This is a genomic window from Streptomyces sp. NBC_00234, from assembly GCF_036195325.1.
Taxonomy (GTDB): domain Bacteria; phylum Actinomycetota; class Actinomycetes; order Streptomycetales; family Streptomycetaceae; genus Streptomyces.
This window is the reverse complement of the sequence record NZ_CP108101.1, coordinates 1799602-1813894: the sequence shown is the minus strand read 5'-3', so window position 1 is coordinate 1813894 and position 14293 is coordinate 1799602. Positions and strand designations below refer to the sequence as shown.

General features: G+C 71.1%; 13 protein-coding genes. 8 read left to right on the top strand and 5 right to left on the bottom strand.

The features are described from left to right. Nucleotides 1-44: 44 nt before the first annotated feature. Nucleotides 45-1439: a metallopeptidase TldD-related protein gene (locus OG230_RS07845; protein WP_328909401.1), complete on the bottom strand. Its 1395-nt coding sequence runs from the start codon at nucleotides 1437-1439 to the stop codon at nucleotides 45-47. Continuing rightward, nucleotides 1436-2959: a TldD/PmbA family protein gene (locus OG230_RS07840; protein WP_328909400.1), complete on the bottom strand. Its 1524-nt coding sequence runs from the start codon at nucleotides 2957-2959 to the stop codon at nucleotides 1436-1438. Before OG230_RS07840 ends, OG230_RS07845 begins: the two co-directional genes overlap by 4 nt. 225 nt (nucleotides 2960-3184) lie before the next feature. Between OG230_RS07840 and fabG the strand changes: the two genes are divergently transcribed. From fabG to OG230_RS07825, 3 genes are all read left to right on the top strand, one after another. Beyond that, nucleotides 3185-3904, top strand: coding sequence for a 3-oxoacyl-[acyl-carrier-protein] reductase (gene fabG, locus OG230_RS07835; RefSeq protein ID WP_328909399.1), 720 nt, complete (start codon nucleotides 3185-3187; stop codon nucleotides 3902-3904). A gap of 5 nt (nucleotides 3905-3909) precedes the next feature. Beyond that, nucleotides 3910-4677 carry an enoyl-ACP reductase FabI gene (gene fabI, locus OG230_RS07830; RefSeq protein WP_328909398.1) on the top strand — a complete coding sequence of 256 codons (768 nt, stop codon included), beginning with the start codon at nucleotides 3910-3912 and terminating at the stop codon, nucleotides 4675-4677. A gap of 175 nt (nucleotides 4678-4852) precedes the next feature. Further along, nucleotides 4853-5224 (top strand): hypothetical protein, encoded by a 372-nt coding sequence (locus OG230_RS07825; RefSeq protein WP_328909397.1) that lies wholly within the window; start codon nucleotides 4853-4855, stop codon nucleotides 5222-5224. A 46-nt stretch (nucleotides 5225-5270) separates the two neighbouring features. Here OG230_RS07825 and OG230_RS07820 read toward each other — a convergent pair whose 3' ends face one another. Beyond that, nucleotides 5271-5945: a FadR/GntR family transcriptional regulator gene (locus tag OG230_RS07820; protein ID WP_328909396.1), complete on the bottom strand. Its 675-nt coding sequence runs from the start codon at nucleotides 5943-5945 to the stop codon at nucleotides 5271-5273. A 57-nt stretch (nucleotides 5946-6002) separates the two neighbouring features. Between OG230_RS07820 and OG230_RS07815 the strand changes: the two genes are divergently transcribed. The 4 genes from OG230_RS07815 (at nucleotide 6003) to OG230_RS07800 (ending at nucleotide 8396) form a co-directional block, all read left to right on the top strand. Further along, nucleotides 6003-7301, top strand: coding sequence for a CynX/NimT family MFS transporter (locus OG230_RS07815; RefSeq protein WP_328909395.1), 1299 nt, complete (start codon nucleotides 6003-6005; stop codon nucleotides 7299-7301). 26 nt (nucleotides 7302-7327) lie between these two features. After that, the gene (locus OG230_RS07810; protein ID WP_328911340.1) at nucleotides 7328-7438 is read left to right on the top strand and encodes an SGM_5486 family transporter-associated protein; all 111 of its coding nucleotides are present in this window, start codon (nucleotides 7328-7330) and stop codon (nucleotides 7436-7438) included. 136 nt (nucleotides 7439-7574) lie between these two features. Then, on the top strand, nucleotides 7575-7781 hold the full coding sequence (locus OG230_RS07805) for a hypothetical protein (protein ID WP_328909394.1): 207 nt from the start codon (nucleotides 7575-7577) through the stop codon (nucleotides 7779-7781). Nucleotides 7782-7877: 96 nt separating this feature from the next. After that, the gene (locus OG230_RS07800) at nucleotides 7878-8396 is read left to right on the top strand and encodes a SixA phosphatase family protein (protein ID WP_328909393.1); all 519 of its coding nucleotides are present in this window, start codon (nucleotides 7878-7880) and stop codon (nucleotides 8394-8396) included. A 69-nt stretch (nucleotides 8397-8465) separates the two neighbouring features. On the opposite strand, the gene serB is transcribed toward OG230_RS07800, so the two are convergent. Both serB and OG230_RS07790 read right to left on the bottom strand, forming a co-directional pair. Continuing rightward, nucleotides 8466-9722 (bottom strand): phosphoserine phosphatase SerB, encoded by a 1257-nt coding sequence (gene serB, locus OG230_RS07795; protein ID WP_328909392.1) that lies wholly within the window; start codon nucleotides 9720-9722, stop codon nucleotides 8466-8468. Nucleotides 9723-9895: 173 nt separating this feature from the next. Further along, a complete protein-coding gene (locus tag OG230_RS07790) occupies nucleotides 9896-11467 on the bottom strand; it encodes a streptophobe family protein (protein ID WP_328909391.1) in 1572 nt (523 codons plus the stop codon). Nucleotides 11468-11712: 245 nt separating this feature from the next. Between OG230_RS07790 and OG230_RS07785 the strand changes: the two genes are divergently transcribed. Continuing rightward, nucleotides 11713-14253, top strand: coding sequence for an ABC transporter ATP-binding protein/permease (locus OG230_RS07785; protein ID WP_328909390.1), 2541 nt, complete (start codon nucleotides 11713-11715; stop codon nucleotides 14251-14253). Nucleotides 14254-14293 lie beyond the last annotated feature (40 nt).

Below are 14293 nucleotides of genomic sequence, written 5' to 3'. Positions count from 1 at the left end.
GTCTCCTCTACTCGTGTGGAATGGCACCGGTCAGTCTAGGGCGGTCATACGCCGAGGCTGACCGAGCTCATGTTGAAGTCCGGGATCCGGAGCGCCGGCATGGCGGCCCGGGTGAACCAGTCGCCCCACTCGCGCGGCAGCGTCTTCTCCGTACGGCCCGCTTCCGTGGCCCGCGACAGCAGATCGACGGGCGACTCGTTGAACCGGAAGTTGTTCACCTCGCCGACGACCTCGCCGTCCTCGACGAGATACACCCCGTCGCGGGTCAGCCCGGTCAGCAGCAGCGTCGCCGGGTCGACCTCCCGGATGTACCACATGCAGGTCAGCAGCAGGGCCCGGCCGGTCGTCGCGGCGACCATCTCGTCCAGGGAACGCTCACCGCCGGCGTCGAGGAGCAGATTGTCGATGGCCGGGGCGACCGGCAGACCCGTCAGGCCCGCGGAGTGCCGTGTCGTGGTCAGACGCTCCAGCCTGCCGTCCTTCAGCCAGTCCGTCGGCGCGAGCGGCAGACCGTTGTCGAAGACGGAGGCGCCGTCCCCGGAGGCGTGGGCGATCACGAACGGCGCGGATTCGAGCCCCGGCGCGTGCGGGTCGCTGCGCAGGGTCAGCGGCAGCCCGGACAGCTTGTCGCCGATCCGCGTACCCCCGCCCGGCTTGGAGAAGACCGTCCGGCCCTCGGCGGCGTCCCGCGCGGTCGACGACCACAGCTGGTAGATCAGCAGGTCGGCCACGGCCGTCGGCGGCAGCAGCGTCTCGTACCGCCCGGCAGGCAGTTCGATACGGCGCTCCGCCCAGCCGAGCCGCTTCGCGAGCTCCGCGTCCAGCGACGCCGGGTCGACGTCCTTGAAGTCCCGGGTGGAGCGGCCCGCCCAGGCCGAACGCGAACGGTCGGGGGACTTGGCGTTCAGCTCCAGGGTGCCGTTCGGCTGGTCGTGACGCAGCCGCAGCCCCGTCGACGTACCGACGTACGTCGAGGTCATCTCGTGGTTGGCGAAGCCGTACAGCTCACGGCCTCCGGCCCTGGCGCGGGCGAAGGCGTCACCGAGCGCGGGGGCGAAGTCGGCGAACACCTCGGCGTCCGTCTCGGCCGGGGCGTCCGTGAAGTCGGGGGAGACCGGCACGCCGGAGACCAGCGGCTGGGCGTCCTCGGCCGGACCTGCCCCGCGGGCGGCGGCCTCGGCGGCGCGGACGAGCGGCTCCAGATCGGCGGCGGTGACGGCCGAGCGGGACACCACGCCGGATGCCGTGCCCTCGGCGCCGTCCACCGTGGCGATGACGGTGAGCGTCCGCCCCCGGGTCACCCCGTTCGTGGTGAGCGCGTTGCCGGCCCAGCGCAGGTTGGCCGAGGAGCTCTCGTCGGCGATGACGACGCACCCGTCGGCGGTGGACAGCTCCAGGGCCCGCTCGACGATCTCGTAGGGCTTGCTGACCCGGCTCATCGTCCTGCCTCCTGCGTGGTGTTGAGGATGTTCACGCCTCGGAAGAGGGCGGAGGGGCAGCCGTGCGAGACGGCGGCGACCTGGCCCGGCTGGGCCTTGCCGCAGTTGAAGGCGCCGCCCAGGACGTACGTCTGCGGGCCGCCCACCTTCTCCATCGAGCCCCAGAAGTCGGTGGTCGTCGCCTGGTAGGCGACGTCGCGGAGCTGGCCGGCCAGCTTGCCGTTCTCGATCCGGAAGAAGCGCTGCCCGGTGAACTGGAAGTTGTAGCGCTGCATGTCGATGGACCACGACCGGTCGCCGACCACGTAGATACCGCGCTCCACGCCGCCGATCAGGTCCTCGGTGGACAGCCCACCGGGATCGGCCGCCAGCGACACGTTCGCCATGCGCTGCACCGGCACATGGCCGGGGGAGTCCGCGTAGGCACAGCCGTTGGACCGGCCCAGACCCGTCAGCTTCGCGATCCGGCGGTCCAGCTGGTAGCCGACCAGCGTCCCGTCCTTCACCAGGTCCCACGACTGCGCCTCGACGCCCTCGTCGTCGTACCCGATGGTCGCGAGCCCGTGCTCGGCGGTCCGGTCGCCCGTCACGTTCATCACGGGGGAGCCGTACGCCAGCTTGCCCAGCTGGTCGAAGGTGGCGAACGAGGTCCCCGCGTACGCCGCCTCGTAGCCCAGCGCGCGGTCGAGCTCGGTGGCGTGGCCGATCGACTCGTGGATGGTCAGCCAGAGGTTGGACGGGTCGACGACCAGGTCGTACGTCCCCGCCTCGACGCTCGGCGCCCGCATCTTCTCGGCGAGCAGCCCCGGAATCCGCTCCAGCTCGGCGTCCCAGTCCCAGCCGGTGCCCGTCAGGTACTCCCAGCCGCGCCCGACCGGCGGAGCGATGGTCCGCATCGAGTCGAACTCACCGGTCGTCCCGTCCACGGCGACCGCCGTGAGCTGCGGATGCACCCGCACCCGCTGCTGCGTGGTGACGGTGCCCGCGGTGTCCGCGTAGAACTTGTTCTCGTGGACGGTCATCAGCGAGGCGTCGACATGCGCGACACCTTCGGCGCCCAGGAGCCGGCTGCTCCACTCGGCGAGCAGCCCCGTCTTCTCCTCGTCCGGTACGGAGAACGGGTCGACGTCGTAGGCCGAGACCCAGGTCCGTTCGCCGTGCGAGGGCTCGTCGGCCAGCTCCACCCGCTCGTCCGAGCCCGCGGAGGCGATCACCTTCGCCGACAGCTTGGCCATGGCCACGGCCTGCGAGGCCACCTTCGCCGCGGCGTCCATGGTCAGGTCCACCCCGGACGCGAACCCCCACGCCCCGCCGTGCACGACCCGTACGGCGTACCCCAGGTCGGTGGTGTCCGACGATCCGGAGGGCCGCGCGTCGCGCAGCCGCCAGCCGGCGCTGCGTACCCTCTCGAACCGGAAGTCGGCGTGCACCGCACCGAGCGCGCGGGCGCGTGCGAGCGCCGCGTCGGCGAGGGCACGCAGCGGCAGCGCCAGGAATGACTGATCTACCTCGTGGGCCACGTGGGCTCCCCTTCTCCACCTCTGCACAAATGTCTCCGCAGTGAATCATGGTGGGTACGGCCGCTCGGGGCCTTCGCTTTTCGCTGTCCTGTTTCCCTGCCCCGCGCTCTTCTGTAGGAACCCCACAGTGGCCACGCGGCGGCGCTGTCAGAGGGCGATTCTCCGTACAAGGCACGGTACCGATAGGTTTTCGAGGTACCAGACCGCCAAGGAAAGGGTGATCCGTTGAGCCGCTCGGTTCTCGTCACCGGAGGAAACCGGGGCATCGGCCTCGCCATCGCCCGCGCTTTCGCCGACAACGGCGACAAGGTCGCGATCACCTACCGCTCCGGCGAGCCGCCCGAGGAACTCACCGAGGCGGGCTGCCTGGCCGTCCGCTGCGACATCACGGACACCGAGCAGGTGGAGCAGGCATACAAGGAGATCGAGGAGAAGCACGGTCCCGTCGAGGTGCTGGTCGCCAACGCCGGTATCACCAAGGACCAGTTGCTGATGCGGATGTCCGAGGACGACTTCACGTCGGTGCTCGACACCAACCTCACCGGCACCTTCCGGGTCGTCAAGCGCGCCAACCGCGGCATGCTGCGCGCCAAGAAGGGCCGTGTCGTCCTGATCTCCTCCGTCGTGGGCCTCCTCGGCTCCGCCGGACAGGCGAACTACGCCGCTTCCAAGGCGGGCCTTGTCGGCTTCGCCCGGTCGCTGGCCCGCGAGCTCGGCTCGCGGAACATCACTTTCAACGTCGTCGCGCCCGGGTTTGTCGACACCGACATGACCCAGGTGCTCACCGAGGAGCAGCGCAAGGGCATCGTCGCCCAGGTGCCGCTCGGCCGCTACGCGCAGCCCGGGGAGATCGCCGCAGCCGTGCGCTTCCTCGCCTCCGACGACGCGTCGTACATCACTGGAGCCGTCATCCCCGTTGACGGCGGATTGGGCATGGGTCACTGATCACCATGAGCGGAATTCTCGACGGCAAGCGCATCCTCATCACGGGTGTGCTGATGGAGTCGTCCATCGCTTTCCACACCGCGAAGGTGGCCCAGGAGCAGGGCGCCGAGGTCATTCTCACCGCCTGGCCCCGGCCCACGCTGACCGAGCGCATCGCCAAGAAGCTGCCCAAGCCGGCGAAGGTCATCGAGCTGGACGTGACCAACGACGAGCACCTGGACCGCCTCGCCGGCCTGGTCCGCGACGAGCTCGGTTCGCTCGACGGCGTCGTGCACTCCATCGGCTTCGCGCCGCAGGACGCGCTCGGCGGCAACTTCCTGAACACCCCCTTCGAGTCGGTCGCCACCGCGATGCACGTCTCGGCGTTCTCGCTGAAGTCGCTCGCCATGGCCTGCAAGCCGCTGATGAGCGAGGGCGGCTCGATCGTCGGCCTCACCTTCGACGCGCAGTTCGCCTGGCCCCAGTACGACTGGATGGGCCCGGCCAAGGCGGCGCTGGAGGCCACCTCCCGCTACCTCGCCCGTGACCTCGGCAAGGACAGCATCCGCTGCAACCTGATCTCGGCCGGACCGCTCGGCTCCATGGCCGCCAAGTCCATCCCGGGCTTCGGCGAGCTCGCGGACGTCTGGAACCACCGCTCCCCGCTGGCGTGGGACATGTCCGACCCGGAGCCGGCCGGCCGCGGTGTCGTCGCGCTGCTCTCGGACTTCTTCCCGAAGACGACGGGCGAGATCATCCACGTCGACGGTGGCGTGCACATGATGGGCGCCTGACCCCTTCGCGCGCACGAAGGCCGCGTACCGCTTCCCCGGGACTCCCGGCGGCGGTACGCGGCCGTCGTGCGTCCGGGGGACCTCGGCCCCGCCGCCTCAGGTCGAAAAGATGGTCGATCCACCGCAGAATGTGGTGGAACCGGACTTTTGGTCAGGCTGCGGGGAGGAGACTGCTGTGCACCCCACGCGTCGCCGAACCTCGGCCCTGCTGGCCGTCTCGGCCGCCGTCGCCGGACTCGTCACCCCTGTCGGCGTGTACGCGGCGAACCGGGCCGGCTCCGGGGCCGCCGCCCCCCTCGCCCCCACTCCCGAGCCCGCGGGCTCGGAATGCCGTACGTCGGTCGAGGGCTCCCGGGTCATCGCGTACTGCCACAACCCGTACCCCTCCATCGACCTGGTGCAGCTGCACACCGAGTGCACCCGCTGGTGGGACGTCGACGCGGACGGCAAGGCGGTCGCGGTGGAGCCCGGCCGGACCGTGCGGCTCGACGACCGCTGCTGGAAAGAGGTCGCATCGGCCTGGGTCAGCCACCGCCCGGGCTCCTAGGGCCTGTCCGCGGCCGGACGAGACTCTGCGGACAGGAACCAGGGACTCAGACCCGGTCCACCAGGCAGCTCAGCGCGTGGCTCGCGGCCTCCGCGGCGGCGGTCTCGGCGTCGCCGGCCCGGATCGCCTCGACCAGCCGTGCGTGGTCCATGTGGTTCTCGGGCCGCAGCTCGGGGCCGATGTCGTCGCGGAGGTAGTCGCGCAGCAGGTCGCCCAGGTCCGCGTAGAGCTCCGTGAGCACGTCGTTGTGCGAGGCGGCGACCACGGCCAGGTGCAGCGTCGCGTCGGCCGCCACGAACGCCTCCGCGTCCCCCGCCGCCCAGGTCTCCTCGCGCCGGGCCATCAGCGCGTCGAGCTGCCGCAGATCCCGGTCCGTGCGCCGGACGGCGGCCAGCCGGGCGGCCGAGGACTCCAGCGTCGAGCGCAGCTCGGCGACGTGGCGCGGGTCGGCGGAGGCGAACCGCCGGTGCATCACACCGGCCAGCTCGCTGGTGGCGACGACATACGTGCCGGAGCCCTGCCGGATGTCCAGCAGGCCGTTGTGCGCGAGCGCGCGCACCGCCTCACGGACGGTGTTGCGGGCCACCCCCAGCTGCTCGACCAGCTCGGGCTCGGTGGGAATCCGTGAACCCACGGGCCACTCGCCGGAGGTGATCTGGTTCCTCAGCTGGGCAATCACCTGATCGGCGAGTGCCGAACGCCGCGGAGACGTCAGCGCCATGGTGCTCCTTGTTCGTGATTGGACAACCAATCATCCCATGATTCTATGATGGGCGACATGCCCGACGACGAGACACGGACCCCGACCCTCCACGAAGCCCCCGCCGCCACCCTGCGGAACCCGGCCGCGGCCGAGCGTAAACCGCCCGGCCGGATCGCGGAGGGTCCCGCCCCGTGGCTGCTGCGCCTGGTCATGGTCGGACTCGTCCTCGCCGCGCTCAACCTGCGTCCCGCCATCACCAGCCTCGGCGCCCTCCTCGAAGAGGTACGGGACGGGCTGCACATGAGCGGCAGCGTCGCAGGCGTCCTCACCTCCGTACCGCCGCTCTGCTTCGCGCTCTTCGGCATCATGGCGCCCCGGCTCGCCCGCCGCTTCGGAGCCGGCGCGGTCGTCTGCGCGGGGATGGTCGCCATCGCCGCCGGCCTCGCGCTCCGCCCCTTCGTCGGCGGCACGGCCGGCTTCCTCGCGGCCAGCGCCCTCGCCCTCATGGGCATCGCCGTCAGCAACATCCTGATGCCGGTGATCGTCAAGCGCTGGTTCCCGGACCGTGTCGGCACCATGACAGGGCTCTACTCCATGGCCCTGGCCATGGGCACCGCGCTCGCCGCGGCGGTCACCGTGCCCATGACGGACGCGTTCGGCGGAAGTTGGAAGGCCGGTCTCGCGGTCTGGGCCGTGCTCGCCGCCGCGGCGGTCCTGCCGTGGATTCCGCTCGTACGGGAACGGGGCGACGCGCCGGGACGGCCCTCCGCCCACCGGCCGCAGGACGCCCCGGCTCTCCGGATCACCCGCAGCAGGACCGGCTGGGCCCTCGCCTGCTTCTTCGGCCTCCAGGCCACCGCCGCGTACATCACCATGGGGTGGATGCCGCAGATCTTCCGCGACGCGGGTGTCTCGGCGGGCACCGCGGGCGTCCTGCTCGCGGTCACCATGGCGATGGGAGTACCGCTCGCCTTCGTCATCCCGCGCGTGGCCTCCCGCATGCGGAACCAGGGGCCGATCGCCGTCTTCCTGGGCGTCTGCGGTCTCGTCGGCTATGCGGGCCTCTACCTCGCGCCCGCGTCCGGCGCCTGGGCCTGGGCACTGCTCCTCGGCATCGCCAACTGCGCCTTCCCGCTCGCCCTCACGATGATCGGGATGCGCTCGCGCACCGGCGCCGGTGTGGTCAGGCTGTCGGCGTTCGCCCAGTCCACCGGCTATCTGATCTCGATCCCCGGCCCGCTGCTCGTCGGTGTGCTCTACCAGCACAGCGGTGGCTGGGGCCTGCCCATCGCCCTGATGGCGTCGCTCATGCTGCCGCAGATGGTGGCGGGCGTGCTCGCCGGGCGGGACCGGACGATCGAGGACGAATGCTGAGATGCGACACTGGGGCCATGTCTCCTGTGCTCGACCCGAACCCCCAGAACGGCCAGAAGAAGCTTCTCCTCGTCTTCGGGGCGATGATGCTCATCACGGTGATCATCGGCGTGATCGCCTCGATCGCCTCCCCCTGACGGAACGGGGGGTGGGGGTAGCTCCACCATCCCCTAGGGGGGCAGGGTCAGGGTGAAGTGGGTGGGTCGCCGGATGGGAACGGCGCCGCAGGGTCCGTAGGTTCGGGGTATCGAACCGAAGACCCACGGAGGCGACATGCCGGCCCGTACACACACCCGGTCCACCACGCCCGCGTCGGGCAGCGTCGAGGTGCGGCTGCCGTGGTGGGCCGTCGTGCTGCCCGCGCTCGCGTTCGCCGCCCTCCTGCTGCTGATCGCGGGGCCGGGCGAGGCCCGCGCCGCGACCGGCGATCCGGCGCTCGGCCGGCTGCTCGCGCGCATCATCGACCTTTTCGCCCGCTGACGCCCGTCCGCTGGGCCGGTCGAGTGATTCACCCGCACCGGGCGAGCACGTCAACACCCTGCGCCAGGCGGCACATTTCGTGCGAAGCTGAGGTGTATGAGCGTCGATACACCTCGCAGGATCGTCCTTCTCAGGCATGCAAAAGCGGAATGGTCGCAGGAATCCGACCATGAGCGGCCCTTGGCGGAACGCGGCCGCAAGGATGCGCCCGTCGCGGGTCGCAAGCTCGCCGATTCCGGCATCGACTTCGATCTGACCCTGTGCTCGACCGCCGTCAGGACACGCGAGACCTGGAAGCTCGCGGTCCACGAGTTCCCGCACCGCCCCAAGACCGTGTACGAGGAGAGGCTGTACGACGCCTCACTCGGCGAACTGATTGCCGTGTTCAACGAAACCCCGGACGAGGTCCGTGACCTCCTGGTCATCGGCCACAACCCCGGCATGCACGCGGCCGTGGACGGCCTCTCGGGCTCGGCGACCGGAGACGCCCTGGCCAGGGTGGCCCGGGACGGCTTCCCGACCGCCGCCTACGGCGTGGTCGAGTTCTCCGGCTCCTGGAAGTCGCTGGAGCTCGGTGCGGGCAAGCTCGTCGAATACTGGACGCCGAACGACTGAGGTGCGGACAACGAGGGAAGGGCCCCGGCGCAGCAGCTGCGCCGGGGCCCTTCCCTGTGCCGCGCCCGTTCAGTCGACCAGGCCGTCGGCGGCCTCGACCTCTTCACGGGTGATGCCGAGCAGATACAGCACGGTGTCCAGGAACGGGACGTTCACCGCCGTGTGCGCGGCCTCGCGGACGACCGGCTTGGCGTTGAACGCCACGCCGAGCCCCGCCGTGTTCAGCATGTCCAGGTCATTGGCACCGTCACCGATCGCCACGGTCTGGGCGAGCGGCACCCCGGCCTGCTCGGCGAAGCTCCGCAGTAGCCGCGCCTTGCCGGCCCGGTCCACCACATCGCCCACGACCCGGCCGGTGAGCTTCCCGTCGACGACCTCCAGCGTGTTGGCGGAGGCGAAGTCGAGGCCGAGCCGTTCCTTCAGGTCGTCCGTGACCTGCGTGAATCCGCCGGAGACGACCCCCACTTGGTAGCCGAGGCGCTTCAGCGTACGGATCAGGGTGCGGGCACCGGGCGTCAGCCGCACCTCGGCCCGCACCTTGTCCACGACCGACACATCGAGCCCTGCGAGCAGCGCGACCCGCGCGTGCAGCGACTGCTCGAAGTCGAGCTCGCCCCGCATCGCCTGCTCGGTCACGGCGGCGACCTCGTCCTCACAGCCCGCGTGGGCCGCGAAGAGCTCGATGACCTCGTCCTGGATGAGGGTCGAGTCGACGTCCATGACGACGAGCCGCTGCGCCCGGCGGCTGAGCCCTGCCGACACGACGGCGACGTCGACACCGATCTCCGCGGCCTCCGTCGCCAGCGCGGTCCGCAGCGCCTCGGTGCCCGTGCCGGACACCGCGAACTCGACGGCGGTCACCGGGTACTTCGCCAGCCGGAAAATACGGTCGATATTGCCGCCGGTCGACGTGATCCTGGCCGCTATGGCGGCGGTCGACTCCGCGGTGAGCGGGTGCCCCAGCACGGTCACATGGGAACGGCCGTAGCCACGGGGCCGGTTGTCGCCCGTGCCCGAGATGATCTCGGCCTGCAGCTTCAGCGAATCGGCCCAGCTGTGCACGGTCGCCCGCAGGTCGCCCTCGGTGGTGCCGCCCGAGGTCGGGGAGGTGACCAGGGCGCACAGGACGATACGGCCCCGGGTGACGACCTGCTCGATGTCCACGACATCGACGGCGTACGCGGCGAGTGTGTCGAAGAGCCCGGCGGTGATACCGGGGCGGTCCTTCCCGAAGATCTTCACGAGAAGGGTGGGTTCGTCGATGCCCTGACGGGACTCAGGGAGCTCAGGAGACGGGGGAGACTGAGGTGGCTGAGATGCGCTCATGGTGTTCCCACCGTATCGGTCCGGCTCGCACCCCCGGCCCCCTGTCCCGCCAGCCGGACAGCCTCCGACCGGCCCACCCGATCGCTTCAGGGCGGGCGCAGCCGCCTCGGGCCCGTGGGCACTCCCTGAGCCCCACCCCGAGCGAGCCTGTCCGGTGGCCGAGGGCGCCACGCTCACCCGTGTCCGGGCGGCTCCTCCGGCGGCGCGCCGGGCCCGGGCCCCGGCGGCGGAGGCACCGGCGGACCGATCCGCCCCACCACCGTCGGCGCCCCGTGCACCCCGTCCGGCAGCCGCAGATACGGATTCGTGTCGGGGTTGGCCGCCCGGTACGGCCGCGAAGGGCGATACGGCCCGGCACCCTCCCCGCCCGGATGTCCGCCTCCCGGCAGCGGCGGAGGCAATGCCCCGACCGACCACGCGAGCAGCGCACCCGCCGCACCCGCACCGGCCCCCCACGCCGCCCCCAGTGCCGCCGCCACGCCCGCCCGCCCGTGCAGTTCGATCCCGCCCCCGAAGGCGTCGAAGCCCAGCACCGACAGCGAGGCGTCCGCGGACACCTGGGTCAGCCACACCAGCAGCGGCAGCGCGAGCGCGGTCACGCCCCCGAGCCGCAGCCCGCACCGCACGGCGAACCCGGTGGCGGACCCCCCGGGCGCACGCGGCGTACGGGCCGCCGCCAGCACCCCCGCGTACAGCATCATCACCCCGGCGGCGACCGCCAACAGCCAGACCCGGCCATCGAGTTCGGCAAGTGCCCCGACCGTCACCGGCTGTTCGGCGGAGCCCCGCAGGAGCTCGTCGAAGGGGTCGGGGAGCAGTCCGGACAGCGCACCCGTGGCCGTGCCGTCCCAGGGCACGAACAGCCCGAGCGGTACCCCGAGCCACGCCCCGTTCGGCGCCCCGAGCAGCGCGGCGCCCGCGATCCGCTTCGGATGGGCGTCACCGACCGCGGCGTACGCGGCGGCCGCGCACCCGGCCAGGACCGCGACGAGCAGCACCGAGACGAGCGCCGAGACGGCGGGCCGCATCATCCGGTGGAGCCGCCCGGCGCGGCCCGGCAGCGGTGCACGGGAGGCGAGCAGGGCGATCACCAGCACCCCCAGCACCCAGCAGGCCCCGCCCGCCAGCGAGGCCCCGGTGTCGACGGCGAACCCGACCCGCGCCTCGGCCCGCGAGAGGTCGGCGAGCCGGTCCGGCAGCAGTCCGCCCAGATCCCCCAGCCCATCGGGCAGGCCGCCGGCACCGTTGTCACCGCCTCCCGGCAGCCGGCCGCCGTCGATCGTCACGACATCGTGACCTGCCCAGGCGAGCCCGCCCACCATGGCGACGAACAGGGCCGCCACCGCCCCCGTACGCGCGCCGAGTTCGCCCCAGGAGAGGTCCGCGCCCGTGCCGCGCAGCGAGCGCAGGAAGAACAGGGAGAGGGCGAGCGCGCCCACCAGACCCACCCCCAGCGGGGTCACGTCGAGGGCCGTGTGCGCCGCGGCGCCGTCGAGCCCGAAGGCCGACACGTCACCGGAGGGAGAGACCGTGCCGCCGGCCCCCAGCACCACCACGGCCGCGGTCATCGGCCCCGGTTCGCCGACCGAGCCGGCGCCGAGCAGATGCAGCCCCAGAGCCGCCGCGCCCGCCATCGCGGCCAGGGCCCAACTCACCGAGGCGACCGAGGAGAGTGCCACGTCCGCCCACGGGACACCCCTGCCCGCAGCCCCCCGGCGCCCGCCCGCCCTCGTGTCCGCAGTCATACAGGACCCCCCAATCTGCACCGAGATGCACTGAGTTGACCTATTCGCTCATGATCCGTGCGCACTCGTGCGTGGTTCCCACTGTCCGAGCCTGTTTCACCCGAGTCAACGGTGCGGCGGCAGCAGGTCTCTGCGCGGTCTTCACTCCGCCCGGCTTTCCGATCGGTGACTGCTCCTGGAATAGTTCCCCACGATGTTCAGCATCCCTAGACTCCCTGTGACGGGAGTCTCTCGGGGGACAACTAGTGGGGCGCGGAGTGCCGGAACTCGTACTGGAATTGAATGGCAGGACCTGGACGCTCGATCCGTCCAGGTCGTACACCCTCGGACGTGATCCGCAGGGCGATCTCATGGTCGACGACGCCAGGGTGTCGTGGCGGCATGCCACGATCAGCTGGGGTGGCCGCAGTTGGTTCATCGAGGACCACGGCAGCACCAACGGCACCTACGTGCAGGGCCAACGGATCCACCAGATGGAGATCGGGCCCGGCTCGGCGGTGCACCTGGGCAACGCCACCGACGGCCCCAGGCTCAGCCTCAGCGGAGCCGCCGCCGACATCTACAGCGGCCAGGCCGCGGGTGGCCAGCAGGCTCCCGTCCACCCTCAGCAGGGTGCACCGGCCGGGCCCGACCCGGCTGCCCAGCACCAGCAGCAGGCATGGCAGCAGGGCCAGCAGGGACACGTCCAGCCCCAGGTCCCGCACCAGCAGGGCATGCAGAAGTCGCCCGGAGCCGGCGCACCCGGCGGTTTCCCGGGGGCCCAGCCGGTCTACGGCGACCGCAGCCCGACGACGTTCCACCAGCTGGACCTCGGCCGGGTGATGCGCATCGGCCGTGCGCTGGAGAACGAGCTGGTCGTCTCCGACCTCCAGGTCTCCCGCCACCACGCCGAGTTCCACGCGACGCCCGACGGGCGCTTCGAGATCCGCGACCTCGGATCGCACAACGGCACGTACGTCAACGGCCAGCCGCTCAGCAAGTCCGGGTCCGCGCTCATCGGCCCGAACGACATCGTCGGTGTCGGCCACTCGACCTTCCGGCTGGTCGGCGACCGGCTCGAGGAGTTCGTCGACACCGGTGAGGTCTCCTTCGCCGCCCGTCACCTCACGGTCACGGTCGACGGTGGCAAGCAGATCCTCCAGGACGTCTCGTTCGGCGTTCCGGAGAAGTCGCTGATCGGCGTCATCGGCCCGTCCGGCTCCGGAAAGTCCACCCTGCTCAAGGCGCTCACCGGCTACCGGCCCGCCAACCAGGGCGACGTCCTCTACGACAACCGGAACCTGTACAAGCAGTTCGCCGAGCTGCGTCAGCGCATCGGTCTGGTCCCGCAGGACGACATCCTGCACAAGGAACTCACCGTCACCCGGGCCCTGAAGTACGCGGCCAAGCTCCGCTTCCCCGCGGACACCACCGAGGCCGAGCGTCAGGCCCGCATCCTCGAGGTCCTCGCCGAGCTCAAGCTCGACATCCACAAGGACAAGAAGGTCACCTCGCTCTCCGGTGGCCAGCGCAAGCGCGTCTCCGTGGCCCTGGAGCTGCTCACCAAGCCCTCGCTGATCTTCCTGGACGAGCCCACCTCGGGTCTCGACCCGGGCATGGACCGCGATGTCATGCAGCTGCTGCGCGGCCTCGCCGACGACGGCCGTACGGTCCTCGTCGTCACCCACTCCGTGGCCGAGCTGGCCATCTGCGACAAGCTCCTGGTGATGGCGCCGGGCGGCTCGGTCGCCTACTTCGGTCCGCCGGAGGAAGCCCTCAACTTCTTCGGCTACACCACCTGGGCCGACGTCTTCTCCGCGTTCGAGAACTACCGCGACTACGACTGGGCGGGACGCTGGCGCGGCTCGCAGCACTACCAGATGTACGCAGCGGACATCGACGCGGTCGCCGCACAGTCCGTACACATGCCGCCGCCGCAGCAGATGCGCCCGCCGAAGCCGCAGGGCTGGGCGACGCAGCTGTGGACGCTGATCCGCCGCTACACCTCGGTGATCGCGTCCGACAAGGGCTTCATGGGGCTGATGGTCATCCTGCCGGCGGTGCTCGGCATCGTCAGCGTGGTGATCCCGGCCGACTTCGGGCTGGCACCGCCCACCCCGCCGTCCCGGTTCAACGGCGACGCCGGAACGATCATGCTGATTCTCGCGGTCGGCATGTGCTTCTCCGGCGCGGCCAACTCCGTACGAGAACTGATCAAGGAACGCGTCATCTACGAGCGCGAGCGGGCCACCGGCCTCTCCCGCTCCGCCTACCTGATGTCCAAGGTGATCGTCCTCGGAGTGATCACGGCCATCCAGGGCGTCATCATCTGCGGCATCGGGTTCGCCACCCGCGACCTGCCGGCCGAGGGCCTGATCATGCCGCCGGCCGTCGAGCTCTGCGTCACGATCATCGCCCTGGGCTTCACCTCGATGATGTTCGGCCTGGTCATCTCCTCGCTGGTGAAGACCTCCGAGAAGACGATGCCGCTGCTCGTCATGTTCGCGATCGTCCAGGTCGTCTTCACGGGCATCCTCTTCCAGGTGTACGGATCGCCCGGCCTGGAGCAGTTCGCCTGGCTCATGCCCTCGCGCTGGGCCATCGCCGCCGCGGGCTCGACGCTCGACCTGGCCCACCTCATGCCGCCGTGGGACCAGAAGAACCCCACGGACCTGGACCCGCTGTGGGAGAGCACGGCCGGCCAGTGGGGGATGAACATCTCGGTGCTGCTGTTCATCGGCATCGTCTGCGGCTTCGCGGTCGCGCGCCTGCTGCGCCGCCACGAGCCGGAGGTCATGCGCAAGTAGCGCACGCCGCACGCACGGAACGCCGGAGGGCGGCACCCCG

Excerpts from the sequence above, each read along its gene's own strand:
- OG230_RS07845 (WP_328909401.1), bottom strand. The coding sequence starts at position 1,439 with ATGAGCCGGGTCAGCAAGCCCTACGAGATCGTCGAGCGGGCCCTGGAG.
- fabI (WP_328909398.1), top strand. The coding sequence starts at position 3,910 with ATGAGCGGAATTCTCGACGGCAAGCGCATCCTCATCACGGGTGTGCTG.
- OG230_RS07820 (WP_328909396.1), bottom strand. The coding sequence starts at position 5,945 with ATGGCGCTGACGTCTCCGCGGCGTTCGGCACTCGCCGATCAGGTGATT.
- OG230_RS07815 (WP_328909395.1), top strand. The coding sequence starts at position 6,003 with ATGCCCGACGACGAGACACGGACCCCGACCCTCCACGAAGCCCCCGCC.
- OG230_RS07805 (WP_328909394.1), top strand. The coding sequence starts at position 7,575 with ATGCCGGCCCGTACACACACCCGGTCCACCACGCCCGCGTCGGGCAGC.
- OG230_RS07800 (WP_328909393.1), top strand. The coding sequence starts at position 7,878 with ATGAGCGTCGATACACCTCGCAGGATCGTCCTTCTCAGGCATGCAAAA.
- serB (WP_328909392.1), bottom strand. The coding sequence starts at position 9,722 with ATGAGCGCATCTCAGCCACCTCAGTCTCCCCCGTCTCCTGAGCTCCCT.
- OG230_RS07790 (WP_328909391.1), bottom strand. The coding sequence starts at position 11,467 with ATGACTGCGGACACGAGGGCGGGCGGGCGCCGGGGGGCTGCGGGCAGG.